Genomic DNA, 16,896 nt, shown 5'->3' on the forward strand with positions numbered 1-16,896 from the left:
CAGTCCGTACTCGATCCTGGTCATCGATACCTCCATCGATCTTCTCACCGACACAGAATCGAGCTTCATCGCAAAACGCAACCGAGATGTGTGAATGCGATAGGTCGCTATACGGGGAGAAGTGCCCGGCAGGGCGATGAGGGGCGGTGCCAGCGCTCAAGGAAGGGGCGAATTCCAACACGGAGCGAGCCCGTTTGGGCTCCGGAACCTCAGCGCCGCGCCGCCCCTCACCTGCCTGCCGGCATCCTCTCCCCGTAGAACGGGGAGAGGGGCGCTGTCATCGGCGGTTTGCCAATTGTCAGCGTTGCAAGCGCCGGCGTCCAGATCCAGTTCAGCCTGAGACCGTTCGCTTTGCATGCCTGGCCAGCGCGTGCTCGATCAGCACGTCGATGACCTGGCCGTAGCCGATGCCGATCGCCGCCAGCGCCTTGGCGTACATCGAGATGTCGGTGAAGCCGGGAAGCGTGTTGACTTCGTTGACCAGCAGGCCGCCGTCGGCGCGCAGGAAAAAATCGACACGCGCCATGGCTTCGCAGCCGAGCGCCAGGAAAGCCCGCCGCGCCATTTCCCTGGCCGTGTCGGCGACCGCTGCCGGGACATCTGCTGGCACCTTGACCACGGCGCCATCGGCGTCGAGATATTTGGCCTCGTAGGTGTAGAAGCCATGCTTGCCGGCGGGAATGATCTCACCGGGCAGCGACACCGCCAGCGTGCCGTCGGCCCGCTCCAGCACCGAGCACTCGATCTCGCGTCCCTCGACGAATTCCTCGATCAGCACCTTGGGATCGTAGCGGAAAGCCGTTTCGACGGCCTGCTCGAACCCATCCCTGCCGCTCACCTTGCTCACCCCGAAGGACGAACCCTGGCGCGCCGGCTTGGCGAAGAAAGGCAGGCCGACCGCCCCGGCTATCTCCTGGAAGGAATTGATGTCGTTCCGGCGCACGGTGACCGATCGGGCAACCGCCAGCCCGGCCTCGCGCAGCAGCCGCTTGGCGACATCCTTGTCCATGGCGGCGGCCGAGGCCAGGATGCCGCAGCCGACATAGGCGACGTCGGCGACCTCGGCATAGCCCTGCACCGAGCCGTCCTCGCCGAACGGACCGTGCAGCACGGGAAAGACGACCTCGACCGGCGGCAGGTCGGGACGCGACCCATCCCGCGATACGGCGACCAGCCTGCCCTTGCCGCCGGGCAGCAGGGCGACCTCGATACCATCCTCGGACACCGGCGCCCCTGCCCCTTCTTCGGCTGCCGATTTTTGCAACAGCCACTTGCCGTCCCTGGAAATGGCGATCGGCACAATCTCGTAGCGGGTCCTGTCGATCGCCTTCAGCACATTGGCGGCCGAAAGGCGCGAAACGTCATGTTCGGCCGAACGCCCGCCATAGAGAATGGCTACCCTTGTCTTGGCGGTCATCGAAATCCCTCGGCTGTCAAAAAATCAAATGGCGACGGCGATGCCGCGGTTGGCAAAGAAGCGATCGAAATCGGCTGGCGCCAACACTGCGTTCGCCTGTGTGGCGCTGATATGGCCGGACGGATTGTGAAAGCGGAAAATCTCGTCCGACGCCGCCGTGACCAGCACCAGATGCCCGCCCTTCGATGGCGGCTCGCGCTCGGGCCAGCGGATCCGGCTGCTGACCGAAGCGATGAAGAAGCGCGACCGCGCCAGGGTCGCCGGAATGTCCGATGTCGCCACATTGGTCATCACCTCGGCCCGCAGGCCGAACGCCTCTTTCACGAAGCTGACGAAAGGGGCATAGATCAGCCCCTTGATCGATTCCCCGTTGACGACATAGCCGCCATATCGAGTGCACTGCCTCGCGAGTTCCATCGTCGGAATGATCTCGCCACGCGTCGCCAGGATCATCTTCAGGCACGCCATGCCGCAGATGTTGGCCGCCCAGGCCGCGTACTCGTCGAGGGTCTCGGCTCCCGAGCCCCGCCACAAGGGATCGCGCCGCAGCGCGGCGTCGGCGCCGTCCGCCAGCACCGCCATCGTCAAGTCCGGCGTTTCCCACTGGCTGAAAAACGGCACGGATTCAGGCAACGGATTCATGCGGCTCCCAGAGCAGGAAAAGTGTGTAACGGTTTCCGTCCGCCTACTCGATCTTGGTCCAGCCGAAAACCTGCCAGGCATATTTCGATTTCTCGTCGGGCTCGGCGGTGTAGGTCATCTGGATGTCGCCGTCCTTGGCGTAGATATCAAGCCTGGGCGCGGTTTCCAGCTTGAGCCACAGCGAACTCTTGCTGAAGGACCAGGTTCCGCACCAAACGCAGGGTGACGCCGGGTCACCGGGCTGATGAAAATTGTAACGGCCGTCCGCCGTGATCTCCAGGTAATCGAACGCACCGTAAAACGCAGTAACCGTCTGCTGGAATTCGGTGGCGGCCGCTTCTTGTTCCGGCGTGGGCGCATCCTTCATGTCGCTCGGTGGCCGGATGGCTGCCCCACTGAGTTTCCATTTGCCGACAAAATCCTTCTCGGTCGGAAAATACTCCTCCTGAGCCTGCGCTGACGAGATATAAGCATCAGTTAATATGCTAGTAAGACCCGTGGTCCCGATCGAAAGCAAAAGTGTGGCGGCACAGATCGCCTTGGTTAGGCTTTGCATAAAAATATTTCTCCACGGTGAGGTGATGGATGTCTGCTTGGGAGTTTTATTGAAAGTTAGTGATGCACGTTGCCCCGATAACGATTCCCGCCAGCCATTTGCACGGTTAGCATTGGGGCCACCAAATTGGCAACGCCAAGCAGCATCTCTCGCCCACAGCGTTGCGGTCCGGCTTCAAAGGTGAGCACCGAACCGCACAAAGCCGTCGTTTGCAGACCGCATCACCTGAACATCGGCACACCTTAGAAGGTGATCTTCACCGAAGCGGCGCTGCGCGTCGCCTGCCCGTGATGGACGGCCTCGATGTTGTTGCCGTCCGGGTCGAGCAGGAAGGCGGCGTAATAGCCGGGATGATAGGACCGTTCGCCCGGCGCGCCATTGTCCTTGCCGCCGCCGTCGAGCCCGGCTTTGTAAAAGGCATCGACCATGGCCCGGTCCTTTGCCTGAAAGGCAAGGTGATGGCGGCCGGTCAGCTTCCCCTGCGCCGCCCGGCTGTCGAGGCTGGAGACGAACAGTTCGTCGGCCCAGAAATAGTCATCGCCGGTGCCGCCGATCGGCACATCGAGCACCCGCAGGACCGCCTCGTAGAAACGCCGGCTGGCCGCGAGATCCCTGACCACCAGCTGGATGTGATCGATGAGCCGGCCGCGATGCAGTTCCATACAAATTCCTCCTCGTGAGGATGCGAATTTAGGCCCGGACGGGGCGTGGTCAATGCGCCTTTGAACAAGGATCTTGGGCTAGCGAGCGCTTCGGCTGCGATTGGCTGCTTACGTCCGGCGCGAGAGGCCGCGATCAAGGTGGCTGTCATGTCCGGCCGTTACCTCTCCGCCTTTGAGGCTTCAAGCACGCGCGCTTGCGTTTGCGTAGGTTCGGCGCGATGTTGTCCCCGAGAGGGCGGGGAACTAATGGCCTGTGTTGGACGCATGGAAACTCGCGAGCGCGGTTTCGCTGCTTCTTTCGCGTGGAAAGAAGGGCACGATCAGGCGGACGACCGAACGGCGGCGACCGCGGGATCCGGCGAGGTCAGGTTTATCTCGGCGGTTTGCACGATGGCGACCTCGCGGCGGCACCACCATGTTTACTGATCACTACGAAATTCTGGAGATCAGCCCTAACGCCAACTCGGAAACCATCGAGCGGGTGTTTCGTTATTTTGCCATGCGCTACCACCCCGACAATCGGGATACCGGTGATGAGTCACGCTTCAGCGAAATCGTGGAAGCCCACAATACCCTCAAGGATCCGGTCAAGCGCGCGCAATACGACATCCAGTATAAAGACCATTTGAACCTTCGCCGCGTGCTGACCGAAGAAGCCAGCAACACTAAGGGCCTCGAACGGGATGTCGTCATCCAAGCCAAACTGCTTTCGCTCCTTTATGTAAAACGCCGACAGGACGTCAACAATCCCGGCGTAGGCGATTCGGAACTCGAGCGCTTGTCCGGTTGTCCGCGCGAGCATCTGGAGTTTCATCTCTGGTACCTGAAAGCGAAAGGCTGGATAGGAAGGATCGAAAACGGAATGTTCGCGATCACCGTGGAAGGCATCGATCGCGCCAATTCCGAACACCCTCGTAACCCTCCTACCGCCAGGCTGCTGGATCATGCAGGCTGAAGGCGCGGAGGGTTACGAAAAGGCGATCCGCGAGCTGGCTCGCCAAGCTTTCACGCATCAAGCGCCTGATGAAGGTAGCGGCGTAAGGAGCCACTCGAGCTGCGCCTATCCCTTCAACAGGGCCGCCAGCCTTGGGATGCCCTCGCTCACCGCGCGACGGTCGGCGAGCGTGAAGGACAGCCGCAGCGTGTTGCGTCCCGAACCGTCGGCGAAGAAGGCGTTGCCGGGCACGAAGGCGACGCGTGCCTCCTTCACCGATCGCGCCAGCAATTCGGTGGCGTCGGACCCCTCGGGCAGCGTCACCCAGACGAACATGCCGCCTTCCGGTCGGCTCCAGGTCACGCCGGCCGGCATGTTGGCCTCGAGTGCGGCAAGCAGGCCGTCGCGGCGTTCGCGGTAGGCGCCGATGAGTTTTTCGACCTGGCCGTCGAACACGGCCTCGGCCACGCGGTGCATCACCATCTGGTTGATCGACGGGCTGTGCAGGTCGGAGGCCTGCTTCATCAGCACCAGCTTCTCGACGACGTGGCGCGGCGCGCAGACCCAGCCGACACGCATGCCCGGCGACAGTATTTTCGAGAACGAGCCGCAATAGAGCGTGCGCGCCTTGTCGATGCCGCCCGATCGGGCGCAATCGAGCGCCAGGATCGGCGGCACGCCCTCGCCGTCATAGCGCAGCGCGCGATAGGCGGCGTCCTCGATGACGGCGATGTCGAGTTCGCCGGCCAGGTCGAGCACCGCCTCGCGCTGCTGCCGGTTCAAGGTATTGCCGGTCGGGTTGGCGAAATCCGGCACCAGATAGGCAAACTTGACCTTGCCTCCATCCGCGGCCGCCGCCGCGCGATAGGCATCGGGCGTCATGTTGCCGCCGTCGACGGTCAGCCGGTCATAGCGCGGCTCGTAGGCGTTGAAAGCCTGCAGCGCGCCGAGATAGGTCGGCCATGTCACCAGCGCCGTATCGCCAGGCGACAGGAACAGTTTGCCGAGATAATCCAGCGCCTGCTGCGAGCCGGAAGTGATGAAGATGTTGGCCTCGTCGCAGGAGACGCCGAGTTTGCCCATCTGTCCGGCGATCCAGCGCCGCAACGGCAGGTAGCCCTCCGAGACCTGGTACTGCAAAGCCGCCCCCGCTTCGGCGCCGCCCAGCACATCGGCATAGGCATCGCGGATCGCTTCGGCCGGAAACAGCGACGGATCGGGAATGCCGCCGGCGAACGAGATGATGTCGGGCTGGTCGAGCAGCTTCAGGAGCTCGCGGATTTCGGACGCCTTCATGCGCGACGAGCGCGAAGCCAACAGTTTCATCAAGGTCAAGGCGCGCCTCCCGCGACAATTTGGAATAGGTCAACCTAGCTGACCTATATCGGCTTTTCCCAGCCATTTGAATAGAGCCTGATAACCTTTCGGCATACGCCAGCCGCCGGCGATCTGGAGTGGCGCGCATGCCCGCAGCAATTCCAGGAAAAGTGCGAGGCGGATTCCGTCCAGCGGCCAGCTCTTCGAACCCACCGCTCAATCCCCATCCCCAGGCTTGGCCTTGCCGCACTGCGCCAGCACCTTGCCGATGGCCGCGCTCGATCCCTTCAGCGGAAAACCGGCCTGGCCGTATTTGGCGGCGCTGACCAGCACCTCGCCCTTCCCGCGCAGCAGGCCCAGCAGCGGATCGGCCCGGGCAAGCTCCACCACGAAATAATCGTACATGGCTTCGAGCTGCAAAGTCTTGGTCACGGTCTTGCCGTCGGCCTTGAAGTCGAACGCGCCGCTGATGCCGGGCTCCAGTTGCGGGCCGGCGCCGCCGAGGTCGAAGCTCAGCACCGGCCTGTCGAAACAGGTCAGCATCAGCCACGAATCGCCTTTCGACCCGCCGCAGACCGAGGCGGTCAGCACGCTGCCGCCCTCGTCCTCCTCCATCTTCGCGCTCCAGCCGTCGCAGGGCGCGGCGAAGGCCGGCTGCGCGATCTGCAACGCCATCACGGCGCCGGCGATGACGAGATATCGCATGATTTCCCCCTCCAATATTTGCAGCACCCGACGGCAACCTATAGGAAAAGCCGTCCGGTGGCATTGCCTGTCCGCACCGGTCCGATTTCGCGGAGAGCGTGCTTGAGAAGCTGTATTCGCCTGTGTCTTTCCCTAGTCGCCCCGATGGCCCTGCCGCTCGCGGCGCACGCCGACTGGAAGCCGGTCGAGCAGATCAAGCCCTACGCCATCTCGGGCCAGTCGGGGCCTGAACTCTACCGCTCGATCGGCGAGAACGGACCGAAGCTCGGCATTGTCCATGCCATTGCCCACACCAATTTCAAGCTGACCTGGACCAGGGACTATCAGGCGCGGGCCGGAGCCTGCGTGCTGGCCTCGGCGCGACCGAAGCTGATCATCACGTATACCTTGCCCAGCGCCTCCGCGCCGCTGCCGCCAACCATCCAGAAGAACTGGGAGGTTTTTCTCGCCGGCGTCAGCGCCCACGAGAAGGTACATGGCGCAGCCATCATCGACATGGTGCGCAAGATAGAGGCGGCGACCGTCGGCCTCACGGTCCCCGATGACCCGAAATGCAGCAAGATCCGGACTGAGATGACCAGGCGCCTGTCGGAACTTTCACAGGCGCAGCGGCAGGCCAGCCGCGACTTCGACCGCGTCGAGCTCGGCCAGGGCGGCAATCTCCAGAAGCTTATCCTCGCTTTGGTGAATGGCGGCTGAGTGTCGCGAGCGAGACGCCGAAACCGATCGGCCGAGAGCTGATCAGGCGCCCAGGCGGTCAGACCAAAGCGCCAGGCTTTCGGCACGCCAACGGGGCGAGAGGAGCTAGCGCTCATCCACCCGCGCGCTCAACTCCGCCCGCTTCTCGTCCGACACCACCGCCAGGTCCAGCACTTTCTGCAATTCGGCCGCATGGCGGAACGACGGTTCGCCTTGCACGCCGGTTCGCACCGCATCGGCGAAACGCTGGTAGTTGGTGGGCACCACGCCGGCGTCGAGTTCTTCCCATATGGCGTCGTCGACGTTGGCGCCGACGCACGCCTTGAGGTGCGAGCCGTCGAGATTATACACCACCTCGATGCCGCCTCTGTCGCCATAGATGCGCAGGCGGAGTTCGTTGAGATGGCCGGTCGCCCAGCGGCTGGCATGCACCACGCCGAAGGCGCCGTTGGAAAAATCCAGCGTCATGGCGAAGCTGTCATTGGCGTCGAGCCCGTACTCGCCGATGTGGTTGCCGGGCGCCTTGTCGAAGGTGCGCAGCCGGCAGAAGACATGGTCGATGTGGAGAGCCGCGCCATAGCTGGCGAAATCGAGGATGTGGATGCCGACATCGCCGAGCACGCCGTTCGAGCCGTGGCCGCGCGACAGCCGCCAGAGCCATTTCGGATCGCTGCGCCAGTCGCCCCAGAACTTCGACACCAGCCAGCTTTGCAGATAGGACGCCTCGACATGCCTGACCGTGCCGATTTCACCCGCCTGCACCATCTGGCGTGCCTTCTGCAGGGCCGCGACACTGCGATAGGTGAGGTTGACCATGTTGACGATGCCGGCGGCTTCGGCCGCTTGCGCCATCTCGATGGCCTTGCCAAAATTCTCGGCCAGCGGCTTCTCGCACAGGACCGGCTTGCCGGCGGCGATCAGCGCCATGGTGGTCGCATGATGGATGCGGTCCGGCGTGACATTGGCCACCGCGTCGAAGGCGCCCCATTCCAGCGCCGCCTCCAGCGAGGTGAAGCGGTTGGGGATATTGAAACCGTCGGCGAATTCGCCGACGCGCTCCGGATCGACATCGACGGCAGCCACGATGTCGACGCCCTCGATGGCGCTGAAGCGCCGGGCATGTTCCTGCGCCATCCAGCCGGTGCCGAGTATCAAAAGCCGCATATTTTGCTCCCTGGGCGAGGTGTCTGACAGGTTGAACGATCAGGCCACGCGCCTGCGGCCATTGGCGAAGGCCGGCTTGGTTCCTCCCGGCAGCGCCCTCAGATAGCGCGAATAATGCCGCCGTCGACCCGGATGTTCTGGCCGGTGATGTAGCCGGCGCCTTCCGAAGCCAGGAAGGCAATGGTCGCGGCGATTTCTTCCGAGGTGCCATAGCGCTGCATCGGCACGCTGTCGCGGCGCTCCTCGGTGGCCGGCAGGCTGTCGATCCAGCCGGGCAGCACATTGTTCATGCGCACATTGTCCGATGCATAGGTGTTGGCGAAAATCTTGGTATAGGCGGCAAGCCCGGCGCGGAACACGGCAGATGTCGGAAACATCGGGCTCGGCTCGACCACCCAGGCCGTCGAGATGTTGATGATGGCGCCGGCCTTCTGCTTGACCATCTGCGGCGCCACGATGCGCACCGGCCGGATGACGTTCAGGAGATAGACGTCCATGCCGGTGTGCCATTGCTCGTCTGATATCTCCAGGATTGGCGCGCGCGGCCCGTGGCCGCCGCTGTTGACCAGCACGTCGATGCGGCCCCATCGCTCCAGCGTCAGGTCGGCAAGCTGCTGCAAATCGTCGTTCGACTGGTTGGAGCCGGTGACGCCGAGCCCGCCCAATTCCTTGGCCAGGGCCTCGCCCTTGCCGGACGACGACAGGATGGCGACCTTGAACCCATCCGCCGCCAGGCGCTTGGCCGCCGCCGCCCCCATGCCGCTGCCGCCGGCCACGACAACAGCTACTTTTTCTGCACTCATTGGATTTTCCCTCTTGGGTTGGCGAAACTGCGACCGGCACGCCCGGCGCTCGGGCGCCGGTATAGCCGGTTTCGCCGTCCGGTTCGAACCGGAAACTCTGAATCCAAGCAGCAGAAAAACTGCATGCCGCGCTCAGCCGGTCCGGAACATCGCTACTGCCGCCGCGACGGGCGCTGTCCCGCCGACCAAACTGATCGAATCGATCTTGCTTTCACGGTTGGCGATCAATTGAGTTGACATCGGAAAGCTGGGCGATCCTTCGCGCCCTCCTCTGTCCTGCCGGACAGAGAGGGGCGATTGGCGGCCGCTACCAGCTTCGCCGGCATTTGAATAAAAACCACTTGTGGATATTTACCTCGCGTTCCGCCGGGCGAGCCAAGATATACATTAGGGCGGGATCATGGAGGGTACCATTGACCAGCGATTTTTCAGCCGCCCGTATCCATCTCGAACGCGCCTATCACTATCTGCGCGGCAATGACGAAACGAGCCGCTTGGCATGCGAGGCCCTCGATCTCCTGATCGAATCGGTGGCGGAAGCGCAGCACAGGCGGCCCGAGGCCGGGGTGTTGGAGTTTCCGCGGCCGATGGCACGCCGGAGCAGCTGATCAGGAAGCCTTGCGGGCAGATGCCGCGCCCGCCGCCGTCACGATCTGCTCCAGCGGCTCGGGCCGGTGCAGCAGGAAACCCTGGCCGAAATCGACGCCCATCGCCTGCAAGACATCGAGCGTCTCCGGCTGCTCGATCTTCTCGGCCACGACGCCACAGCCGACGCTGCGGGCAATGCCCGCTATGGCCGAGACGATCTCGCGGTCGAAGCGGCTCTCGGCGATGTGCTCGATGAAGGACCCGTCGATCTTGATGGCGTCTACCGGAAAGCGCCGGAGATATTCGAACGAGCTCATGCCGGCGCCGAAATCGTCGAGGCTGACGCGGCAGCGCCGTTCGCGCGCCTTGCGCACGAAGGTCTCGGCGGCAGCGAAATTGGTGACGGCGGCGGTTTCCGTAATCTCGAAGCCGATGGCGGAATGCGGCGCCCCGGTTTCGTCGATGACGCTGTCGACGAAATCCCACAGCCGCGGGTCGCTCAGCGTCTGCGCCGACAGGTTGAAGCCGAGCGTGACGGCGCCTGACTTCATCGCCGCGCCGTGCAGCGACAGCGCGGTGCGGATGATCCAGCGGTCGAGCCGCGGGGCGATGCCGAAGCGCTCGGCCGCCGGTATGAACTCGCCCGGCGGGATCAGCCGGCCATCGCGCCCCGCGAGTCTGGCCAGCACCTCGACATGGCGGCTCTCTTCCCACGGCCGGCCCAGCCGGTGGATCTGCTGGCCGAACAGTTTCAGCCTGCCGTCTTCCATGGCATCGACCGTGTCGGCGGCAAGCCGCGCCGCATTGAGGCCGCCGGAGGCGGCCTCGGCCGAAAACACCGCGAAACGATCACGCCCGGCCGCTTTCGCCGCGTAGCAGGCATCGTCGGCGCAGGCCAGGGCGTCGGCCACCGCCATGTCGCGATCGCTGACAATGGCGATGCCGACGCTTGCCGCCAGCCGGCGCGTGGCGGCGAGGCCGAGATCGGCGCCGCGCACGGCGGCAAGGATGGCGTCGGCGATTCGTTCGGCTTCCGCCCCATCGCAATTGGGCACCATCAGCGCGAACTCATCGCCGCCGAGCCGCGCCGCATGCGCCAGGGGCGGCAGGCAGCGGCCAATGCCGGCGGCAACGCTCTTCAGCGCGACGTCGCCCGCCGCGTGGCCGGCGAAATCGTTGAGCGCCTTGAAGTAGTCGAGATCGACATAGAACACCGCCAGCGGCACGCCCGAGGCGATGCGGTCGCCGAGCAGCCTGTCGAACGCGGCGCGGTTCCACAGGCCGGTCAGCGCATCGTGGCGGGCGGCATGGGCGAGTTCCTGCTCGCGCAATTTGTCCTCGGTGATGTCGCGCACCGTACCCAGGATCTGGCCCGCGGCACCCGCGGCGGCGACGTAGCGGACCAGCGATTCGACATGACGGACTGCGCCGTCGCGCCTGACGATGCGGTATTGCGTGGCGGTGACCTTGTCCGAGCCGGGTTTCGGCAGGTGCGCCCGCTCGGTGGCTTCCTTGTCGTCGGGGTGCAGAAAGGTATGCCAGAGGCCGGCGGTGACCTCGTCCGCACCGGTGGCGAGGCCGAATATGTCCCTGGTGCGGGCGTCCCAATAACTCTTGTTGGTGGCGATGTCGTAATGCCATATGCCGGTGCCGCTTGCGGCGAGCGCCAGGCGGAAGCGCACATTGACCTGTTCGAGTTCGGCTTCGGCCGCCTTCTGCTTCGAAATGTCGGTCTGCACGCCCATCAGCCGCAGCGGCCGCCCGTCAGCGCCGCGCTCAACGATGCCGCCGCGGTCGAGCACCCACACCCAATGGCCAAGCTTGTGCCTGAGCCTGAGCTCGGTCTCGATGGCGTCGGTCTGGCCGGCAATGTGGCTGTCGCCGCTGGCCAGCGCCCGCTCGCGATCGTCGGGATGGGTGAGCCGCAGCCACAGATCGCTGGTGTTTGCGATCTCATCCTCTTCATAGCCGAGCATCCGCGCCCAGGTCGCCGAATAGAAGCAGTCGCCGGTCGCAAGATCCCAGTCCCAGACGCCGAGGTGGGCGCGCTCCAGCGCCTTCGCCCAGAACGCTCCGCTGCGACTTTTCTTGTGCCGACCCGCCATGTTCCGCTTCGTCCGTCCCGCTCGCGGCAATTTGCGGCAGAACCAGAGAAGAAACAGTTACCGCCGGAAGTCCTCGATTGCGGCGTCCTGTCCACCTTTCGATTGGCGGGCAAGAACCGGAGTTTTGTCGCCGGGCGGTCCTCCTAGGGATTGCGGGCGGTCGCCCGAGGCGGCGATCTCGCGCAACCACAAGAGGACCTCCCAATGACCAAGCAGGAAGACAACAAGGCCATCGTCGTCAGATGGTTCACCGATTTCTGGGGTAAAACCTGCGACCTGTCGGTCGTCGACGCCATCGCCGCGCCTAACATGCTGCTGAAATACTCGCTGCACGAGCCGCGCCGCGGCCGCGATGACATCAAGGAATTCATGACCGGTTTCCGCGCTGCTTTCCCGGACCTCAACTTCTGGGCCACTGCGGACCTCATCGCCGAGGGCGACTATGTCGTCGGCCAGTGGGAGGGCGGCGGCACCCATACCGGGCCGGCCTTCAGCGACTTCCTCGTCGGTTTGCTGCCCGTCGCCACCGGCCGCGCCATGCGCTTCACCGGTACCACGGTGCTGAAGCTGGTCGACGGCAGGATCGTCGAGGAGATCGGCCTCGACGACGGCGTCACCGCCCTCACCCAGCTCGGCTTGATCAAGGCCGCGTGAGGCCGCAGGGCTGTCGCCCGCCAGGGCGACGGCTCTCTTTGATCCGCGATGAGACAGTCCGCGACAGGTGAAAGCCACAATGCTGGCGGATGGATACTTCGCCGCCAACCAATCGTGGTCAACGGATCGTTGCCAACAAAAGATAAATTATGCAGATCTAATGTTGTGCATTCTTCGACTGAAGTGTAACTGATTAGTAATACGTCATCTGCGAAACATCATGGCAGTGTTTCGGGCAGCTGGCGGGATGTCCTTTATGAGTGCTCACTCCGAGCGGAGCGGCGGCGATCGTCGCTCTGCTGCCATTTTTGAGTTCGGCATTGCGGCAAGCAGAAGCGGCGGGCTGCTGACGGCCTTGTGCCTATGCCGCGGCTGCCCTTTGCCTGCAGCCGGATCGCTATCTGCGTCTGGCGCAATCCTATGCCCAGCCGTTCGTCTTCTTCATGCCGACACTTCTGGCGGCTGGCCTCGGCGTGGTGGCGCTGATATTTGCCAGGCACGCGCCGACAAGATTCATGCTCGATACGTTCCGGCAGCGTTGGCTGGGCGCCGCGCCGGTGATCCTTCTGTTCTTTCTAGGCATCACCGCCTTCACCACCTTGAAGGTCGCGATCCCGGACATCGTCCCATTCTATGCCGACCGCATGCTGGCGGAGCTCGATCTTCGGCTGCATGGCACCGATCCCTGGACATGGGCGCACAGCATCGTTCCAGAGCCCGTCTCGGCCGTCATTTTCGCTGGCTACGGATATGGCTGGCACGTGCAATGGTTCGGCACTTTGCTGTTCGTCGCTTTCTGGAACAGCCCAGTCCGGCGCCTGCGTTATCTCTGGGCGTTCGCCCTGACCACGATCCTGTGCGGCACCGTTCTAGCCACCATGTTGTCATCCACCGGGCCGATATTCCATGACCAGTTCTACGGCGGCGAGAGGTTTGCCGCGCTGCGAACCGCGCTGGCGCATAACGGCCACGCCGCATCGGTCCATGCCTATGCCAACTATCTGCTTACAACCTACCGAAGCGGCGGCCCGGAACTGGGCGGCGGCATCTCCGCGATGCCGAGCATGCACGTCGCCTTCGCCACGCTCAACGCGTTCTTCCTCGCCGGGTTCGGCCGCCGCTGGGCGGTTGCCGGCTGGTCCTTCGCGGCCTTCATCCTGTTCGGTTCGGTCTACACCGGCTGGCATTATGCCGTGGATGGCTACCTTTCGATCCTCGTCGTGTCCGCGCTCTGGCACCTGACGGGGCTTTTGGTCTTGCCGCGGGCGAGCCGAGACATCGCCCACGCCGGCTTGGCGATTCCCGACCCGGCGCCACGCTGACCTGACCAGAAGGCCGGATGGCCAGGCGGCGTTGGCGCCGCCTGGCCGCATTGCTTACTGGCTCGGCGCCACGACGTTTTCGCATGACACTTTCGGGTTCATGTCGGCGAACGCACCGGTCGGGTTGCCCTTCCAGGCCCAGACATGCAGTTCGTAGAACTCGCCCAGGCCGTAGCGGTTCGGCGCACTGTTGAAGTTGAACAACTGGCCGTCCAGCGAGGCCGGCCCCTTCGCGGTGATGTACTCGACCGCCACCAGCTCGAGCGTGCCGTCGGCCATCGGCTCGTACATCACGGCTTCGGGACGGGCGATGTCGATCTTGTCGTCTTTCAGGTACTGGCCGTTGACGTAGTGGATGCCCATGGCGCCGCCGGCGATGCCGCTGGCGCAAGGGATCGGCGCGTAGCCCTCGGCCGTCGCCGCCTTGACGTCGAGAAACCGGCTGTTGGCGGCCCGCACCTTGTCGGCCAGCGGATTGGGGCCGGCCGCGGCGGCCGCTTCCTGATGCGCCTGCGCGAAGGTGGCGCAGACGGTGAGCACGGTCCCCGCCAAGAGGAGCCTGTTATAAAAGTTCGATATCATCTTCATTCCATTCTTCTTGAAAAAGCACGGCTGGCCGGCCGCCGAAAATACGGAGGCCCGGCAGGCAAGCGCCGTGACTGTTGTTGCTTGGAGATCCCGATGCGACGGATGCCGATCATCCTTTCGGCAGATAGGGGATCGTTCCGGCCAGATCGGTGTTGTCGATCAGCTGGAAACGGCTGTCGCTGCCGCCCTGGCGGGCCGAGACGAAGGGGGCGTAGGCCGGATCGTTGGTGAAGGCGCGCGCCTCCGCTTCGGACGGAAACGCCATCAAGGCGATCAGCGTGGTGTCGAGCGGCTTGCCTTCCAGCGTCTTCACATTGCCGCTGCGCGACAGATATCTGCCGCCATGCTTGTGGACGAGGTCGTGCACCGAGGCGGCGTAGGCCGGCACCCATTGCGGGTCCTTCACCTTGATGTCTGCAATGACGTATGCGGTCATAGGTAGTCTCCTGGTTGCGGCGCACAGGAGTATCCCGTGCACTGGCCAAAGGGCTCGCATGGCAAGGCAGTCGCCAACCAGTCCGCGATCTGTACTGGGGTAGTACAGTTTCCGTACTGGCCGCTTCATTCATGAAGGCCTAATGTTCAGCCGAATTCGAGGGAGAGGCACCGATCATGACCCAGCACGGATACAAGCAGTTCTGCCCGCTATCGATGGCCGCCGAGGTGCTGTGCACCCGCTGGACGATGGTGCTGATGCGCGAACTGGTGGCCGGCTCGACCCGCTTCAATGACCTGCGCCGCGGCGTGCCAAAGATGTCGCCGACCCTTCTGTCGCAACGGCTGAAGGAGCTTGAGCTTGCCGGAATCGTCGAGCGCAAGGAGATCCAGGGCGAGAAGGGGATTTTCGACTATCGGCTGACGGAGGCCGGCCGCGATCTGCGTCCCGTCGTCGAAGCGATGGGCTTCTGGGGGCAGAAATGGGTCGAGTCGCGATTGTCGCTGAAGAACCTCGATCCGTCATTGCTGATGTGGGACATGCGGCGCAATCTGAACCCCACGCCGCTGCCCGAGGGGCGCACGGTGATACAATTTCTGTATCAGGAGCTACCGGCCTCCAAACGGTCATGGTGGCTGATCGTCGAGAAGCACGGCGAGGTCGATCTGTGCTGGTACGATCCGGGCTTCGACGTCGACCTCTACGTCTCGACCGACCTGCACACGATGACGGCGATCTGGATGGGCGTGCAGACGGTCGAGAAGGCCGGCGCGAAAATTGCCCTGACCGGCGACCTGGCCATCGGCAGGAAGATGCAGAGCTGGCTCGGGCTCAGCCCGTTCGCGGTGGAGCCTAAACGCGCGGCTTAGGAGAAGCCGCATAAACCACCTAACTGTCAGTCAAGGCTTAGGCGCTTGCACTCCCCATCATTTGCTTCGATCGGGGAATGCTTGTCCTCATAAGCCTTGATCAGGGTAGCGAGGATATCGAAGCGGTCGCCATCGAGGGAGCCGACCTCCGGCTCATTCTCGAAATATCTGGTGATTTCGGCGATCGCCCGATCGTAATCGGCTTCGGTCTCAATGGGTCGAATATTTTCCATCACACCATCTCCGGATCAATCTTGTCATATTCTTTGTTGTCAGGAAACGGGTGGCAAAGCCGCCTCCCAGCGGCTTCAATGCGGCCATGTTCATCACCCTGGCCAGGAACCTGAAAGCCACGGCGCTGCCGGTCACCGAGGATCCGCGCTGGGCGCGCATCGTGGCGCGCGACAAATCGGCGGACGGGCAATTCTGGTATTCGGTGGCGACGACCGGCGTCTATTGCCGGCCCTCCTGTCCATCGCGGCGGGCCAACCCCGCCAATGTCCAGCTGCACGACACGCTGAATCAGGCGAGAGCGACCGGCTTTCGCCCATGCCGGCGCTGCAACCCGGACGGCCCTTCGCTCGAGGCCGGCAACGCGGCGATGGTCGCTGATGCCTGCCGCAGGATCGAACAGAGCGAGGAAGAACCGTCCCTTGGTGAGCTGGCGGCCGCCGCCGGCCGCAGCGCCGGCTATTTCCACCGCGTCTTCAAGGCACTCACCGGGCTGACGCCGAAGGGCTATGCCGCCGCCCACCGCGCCGCCCGGGTCCGTCGCGGCCTGGAAGACGGCGCCAGCGTCACCACGGCGATCTACGATGCCGGCTTCAATTCGAGCGGGCGTTTTTATGAGAAGTCCACCGGCATGCTCGGCATGACGCCGACCCGCTACCGCGCCGGCGGCGCCGATGAAGAAATCCGCTTCGCCGTCGGCGCAACCTCGCTCGGCGCCATACTGGTCGCGTCGAGCCAGAAGGGCGTCGCCGCGATCCTGCTCGGCGACGACCCTGACGCGCTGGTGCGCGACCTGCAGGACCGTTTCGCCAAGGCGCGGCTGATCGGCGGCGACCGTGACTATGAGGCACTGGTCGCCCGCATCGTCGGCTTCGTCGAGGCGCCGGCGCTCGGCCTCGACCTGCCGCTCGATGTGCGTGGCACCGCGTTCCAGCAACGTGTCTGGCAGGCCTTGCAGGATATCCCCGTCGGCCGACCCGCCTCCTATGCCGAGATCGCACGGCGCATCGGCGCGCCGAAGTCGACCCGCGCCGTCGCCGCCGCCTGCGCGGCCAACACGCTCGCGGTCGCCATCCCTTGCCACCGCGTGATCCGCAAGGACGGCGACCTGTCCGGCTACGCCTGGGGCGCGGAACGCAAGCGCGCGCTGCTCGAGCGCGAGGCGGAACCGGCAGAGCGCGCATATGCGCGGGCCTGACGGGAA

Annotated in this window: 19 protein-coding genes; 7 read left to right on the forward strand and 12 right to left on the reverse strand. The window is 64.1% G+C overall.

Annotated features, from left to right (window positions below):
* Positions 1-331: 331 nt before the first annotated feature.
* The 4 genes from NKI49_RS29890 to NKI49_RS29905 all read right to left on the reverse strand — a co-directional run bounded on the left by NKI49_RS29890 (position 332) and on the right by NKI49_RS29905 (position 3,277).
* Positions 332-1,417: a D-alanine--D-alanine ligase family protein gene (locus NKI49_RS29890; RefSeq protein WP_352607171.1), complete on the reverse strand. Its 1,086-nt coding sequence runs from the start codon at positions 1,415-1,417 to the stop codon at positions 332-334.
* A 24-nt stretch (positions 1,418-1,441) separates the two neighbouring features.
* Positions 1,442-2,059, reverse strand: coding sequence for a cysteine peptidase family C39 domain-containing protein (locus tag NKI49_RS29895; RefSeq protein ID WP_502899616.1), 618 nt, complete (start codon positions 2,057-2,059; stop codon positions 1,442-1,444).
* A 43-nt stretch (positions 2,060-2,102) separates the two neighbouring features.
* The gene (locus NKI49_RS29900; protein WP_352607173.1) at positions 2,103-2,615 is read right to left on the reverse strand and encodes a hypothetical protein; all 513 of its coding nucleotides are present in this window, start codon (positions 2,613-2,615) and stop codon (positions 2,103-2,105) included.
* A gap of 242 nt (positions 2,616-2,857) precedes the next feature.
* Positions 2,858-3,277: a VOC family protein gene (locus NKI49_RS29905; protein ID WP_352607175.1), complete on the reverse strand. Its 420-nt coding sequence runs from the start codon at positions 3,275-3,277 to the stop codon at positions 2,858-2,860.
* Between the two features lie 415 nt (positions 3,278-3,692).
* On the opposite strand from NKI49_RS29905, the gene NKI49_RS29910 reads away from it, so the two are divergent.
* On the forward strand, positions 3,693-4,232 hold the full coding sequence (locus NKI49_RS29910; protein WP_352607177.1) for a J domain-containing protein: 540 nt from the start codon (positions 3,693-3,695) through the stop codon (positions 4,230-4,232).
* Positions 4,233-4,337: 105 nt separating this feature from the next.
* Here the strand turns inward: NKI49_RS29910 and NKI49_RS29915 are convergent, their stop codons facing one another.
* Both NKI49_RS29915 and NKI49_RS29920 read right to left on the reverse strand, forming a co-directional pair.
* Positions 4,338-5,537: an aminotransferase-like domain-containing protein gene (locus NKI49_RS29915; RefSeq protein ID WP_352607224.1), complete on the reverse strand. Its 1,200-nt coding sequence runs from the start codon at positions 5,535-5,537 to the stop codon at positions 4,338-4,340.
* A gap of 207 nt (positions 5,538-5,744) precedes the next feature.
* Positions 5,745-6,233, reverse strand: a complete 489-nt coding sequence (locus tag NKI49_RS29920; protein WP_352607179.1) for a hypothetical protein — start codon at positions 6,231-6,233, stop codon at positions 5,745-5,747.
* A gap of 102 nt (positions 6,234-6,335) precedes the next feature.
* Here NKI49_RS29920 and NKI49_RS29925 point away from each other — a divergent pair, with 102 nt between their 5' ends.
* A complete protein-coding gene (locus NKI49_RS29925) occupies positions 6,336-6,932 on the forward strand; it encodes a DUF922 domain-containing Zn-dependent protease (protein WP_502899617.1) in 597 nt (198 codons plus the stop codon).
* A 105-nt stretch (positions 6,933-7,037) separates the two neighbouring features.
* On the opposite strand, the gene NKI49_RS29930 is transcribed toward NKI49_RS29925, so the two are convergent.
* On the reverse strand, positions 7,038-8,096 hold the full coding sequence (locus tag NKI49_RS29930; protein ID WP_352607181.1) for a Gfo/Idh/MocA family protein: 1,059 nt from the start codon (positions 8,094-8,096) through the stop codon (positions 7,038-7,040).
* 98 nt (positions 8,097-8,194) lie between these two features.
* Complete coding sequence (locus NKI49_RS29935; protein ID WP_027025274.1) at positions 8,195-8,899, reverse strand: SDR family oxidoreductase; 705 nt, start codon at positions 8,897-8,899, stop codon at positions 8,195-8,197.
* Positions 8,900-9,312: 413 nt separating this feature from the next.
* Between NKI49_RS29935 and NKI49_RS29940 the strand changes: the two genes are divergently transcribed.
* On the forward strand, positions 9,313-9,507 hold the full coding sequence (locus NKI49_RS29940; RefSeq protein ID WP_027025273.1) for a hypothetical protein: 195 nt from the start codon (positions 9,313-9,315) through the stop codon (positions 9,505-9,507).
* Here the strand turns inward: NKI49_RS29940 and NKI49_RS29945 are convergent, their stop codons facing one another.
* Positions 9,508-11,592, reverse strand: a complete 2,085-nt coding sequence (locus NKI49_RS29945) for an EAL domain-containing protein (RefSeq protein WP_352607183.1) — start codon at positions 11,590-11,592, stop codon at positions 9,508-9,510.
* A gap of 204 nt (positions 11,593-11,796) precedes the next feature.
* Here NKI49_RS29945 and NKI49_RS29950 point away from each other — a divergent pair, with 204 nt between their 5' ends.
* Together NKI49_RS29950 and NKI49_RS29955 are read left to right on the forward strand one after the other, a co-directional pair.
* Positions 11,797-12,246 carry an ester cyclase gene (locus tag NKI49_RS29950; RefSeq protein ID WP_352607185.1) on the forward strand — a complete coding sequence of 150 codons (450 nt, stop codon included), beginning with the start codon at positions 11,797-11,799 and terminating at the stop codon, positions 12,244-12,246.
* Positions 12,247-12,689: 443 nt separating this feature from the next.
* Positions 12,690-13,568, forward strand: a complete 879-nt coding sequence (locus tag NKI49_RS29955) for a phosphatase PAP2 family protein (protein WP_352607187.1) — start codon at positions 12,690-12,692, stop codon at positions 13,566-13,568.
* A gap of 54 nt (positions 13,569-13,622) precedes the next feature.
* Here NKI49_RS29955 and NKI49_RS29960 read toward each other — a convergent pair whose 3' ends face one another.
* A complete protein-coding gene (locus NKI49_RS29960; RefSeq protein WP_352607189.1) occupies positions 13,623-14,156 on the reverse strand; it encodes a hypothetical protein in 534 nt (177 codons plus the stop codon).
* A 109-nt stretch (positions 14,157-14,265) separates the two neighbouring features.
* Positions 14,266-14,592, reverse strand: a complete 327-nt coding sequence (locus NKI49_RS29965; RefSeq protein ID WP_027025269.1) for a DUF1330 domain-containing protein — start codon at positions 14,590-14,592, stop codon at positions 14,266-14,268.
* A 176-nt stretch (positions 14,593-14,768) separates the two neighbouring features.
* Here NKI49_RS29965 and NKI49_RS29970 point away from each other — a divergent pair, with 176 nt between their 5' ends.
* Complete coding sequence (locus NKI49_RS29970; protein ID WP_352607192.1) at positions 14,769-15,461, forward strand: winged helix-turn-helix transcriptional regulator; 693 nt, start codon at positions 14,769-14,771, stop codon at positions 15,459-15,461.
* Between the two features lie 26 nt (positions 15,462-15,487).
* On the opposite strand, the gene NKI49_RS29975 is transcribed toward NKI49_RS29970, so the two are convergent.
* Complete coding sequence (locus NKI49_RS29975; protein ID WP_352607228.1) at positions 15,488-15,694, reverse strand: transcriptional regulator; 207 nt, start codon at positions 15,692-15,694, stop codon at positions 15,488-15,490.
* An 86-nt stretch (positions 15,695-15,780) separates the two neighbouring features.
* Between NKI49_RS29975 and ada the strand changes: the two genes are divergently transcribed.
* Positions 15,781-16,890, forward strand: a complete 1,110-nt coding sequence (gene ada, locus NKI49_RS29980) for a bifunctional DNA-binding transcriptional regulator/O6-methylguanine-DNA methyltransferase Ada (protein ID WP_352607230.1) — start codon at positions 15,781-15,783, stop codon at positions 16,888-16,890.
* Positions 16,891-16,896 lie beyond the last annotated feature (6 nt).

Source organism: Mesorhizobium sp. M0587 (assembly GCF_040320945.1).
GTDB lineage: Bacteria > Pseudomonadota > Alphaproteobacteria > Rhizobiales > Rhizobiaceae > Mesorhizobium.

Excerpts from the sequence above, each read along its gene's own strand:
- NKI49_RS29910 (WP_352607177.1), top strand. The coding sequence starts at position 3,693 with ATGTTTACTGATCACTACGAAATTCTGGAGATCAGCCCTAACGCCAAC.
- NKI49_RS29960 (WP_352607189.1), bottom strand. The coding sequence starts at position 14,156 with ATGAAGATGATATCGAACTTTTATAACAGGCTCCTCTTGGCGGGGACC.
- NKI49_RS29930 (WP_352607181.1), bottom strand. The coding sequence starts at position 8,096 with ATGCGGCTTTTGATACTCGGCACCGGCTGGATGGCGCAGGAACATGCC.
- NKI49_RS29905 (WP_352607175.1), bottom strand. The coding sequence starts at position 3,277 with ATGGAACTGCATCGCGGCCGGCTCATCGATCACATCCAGCTGGTGGTC.
- NKI49_RS29920 (WP_352607179.1), bottom strand. The coding sequence starts at position 6,233 with ATGCGATATCTCGTCATCGCCGGCGCCGTGATGGCGTTGCAGATCGCG.
- NKI49_RS29895 (WP_502899616.1), bottom strand. The coding sequence starts at position 2,059 with ATGAATCCGTTGCCTGAATCCGTGCCGTTTTTCAGCCAGTGGGAAACG.
- NKI49_RS29900 (WP_352607173.1), bottom strand. The coding sequence starts at position 2,615 with ATGCAAAGCCTAACCAAGGCGATCTGTGCCGCCACACTTTTGCTTTCG.
- NKI49_RS29965 (WP_027025269.1), bottom strand. The coding sequence starts at position 14,592 with ATGACCGCATACGTCATTGCAGACATCAAGGTGAAGGACCCGCAATGG.
- NKI49_RS29975 (WP_352607228.1), bottom strand. The coding sequence starts at position 15,694 with ATGGAAAATATTCGACCCATTGAGACCGAAGCCGATTACGATCGGGCG.
- NKI49_RS29945 (WP_352607183.1), bottom strand. The coding sequence starts at position 11,592 with ATGGCGGGTCGGCACAAGAAAAGTCGCAGCGGAGCGTTCTGGGCGAAG.
- NKI49_RS29955 (WP_352607187.1), top strand. The coding sequence starts at position 12,690 with ATGCCGACACTTCTGGCGGCTGGCCTCGGCGTGGTGGCGCTGATATTT.
- NKI49_RS29950 (WP_352607185.1), top strand. The coding sequence starts at position 11,797 with ATGACCAAGCAGGAAGACAACAAGGCCATCGTCGTCAGATGGTTCACC.
- NKI49_RS29935 (WP_027025274.1), bottom strand. The coding sequence starts at position 8,899 with ATGAGTGCAGAAAAAGTAGCTGTTGTCGTGGCCGGCGGCAGCGGCATG.
- ada (WP_352607230.1), top strand. The coding sequence starts at position 15,781 with ATGTTCATCACCCTGGCCAGGAACCTGAAAGCCACGGCGCTGCCGGTC.
- NKI49_RS29915 (WP_352607224.1), bottom strand. The coding sequence starts at position 5,537 with ATGAAACTGTTGGCTTCGCGCTCGTCGCGCATGAAGGCGTCCGAAATC.
- NKI49_RS29970 (WP_352607192.1), top strand. The coding sequence starts at position 14,769 with ATGACCCAGCACGGATACAAGCAGTTCTGCCCGCTATCGATGGCCGCC.
- NKI49_RS29890 (WP_352607171.1), bottom strand. The coding sequence starts at position 1,417 with ATGACCGCCAAGACAAGGGTAGCCATTCTCTATGGCGGGCGTTCGGCC.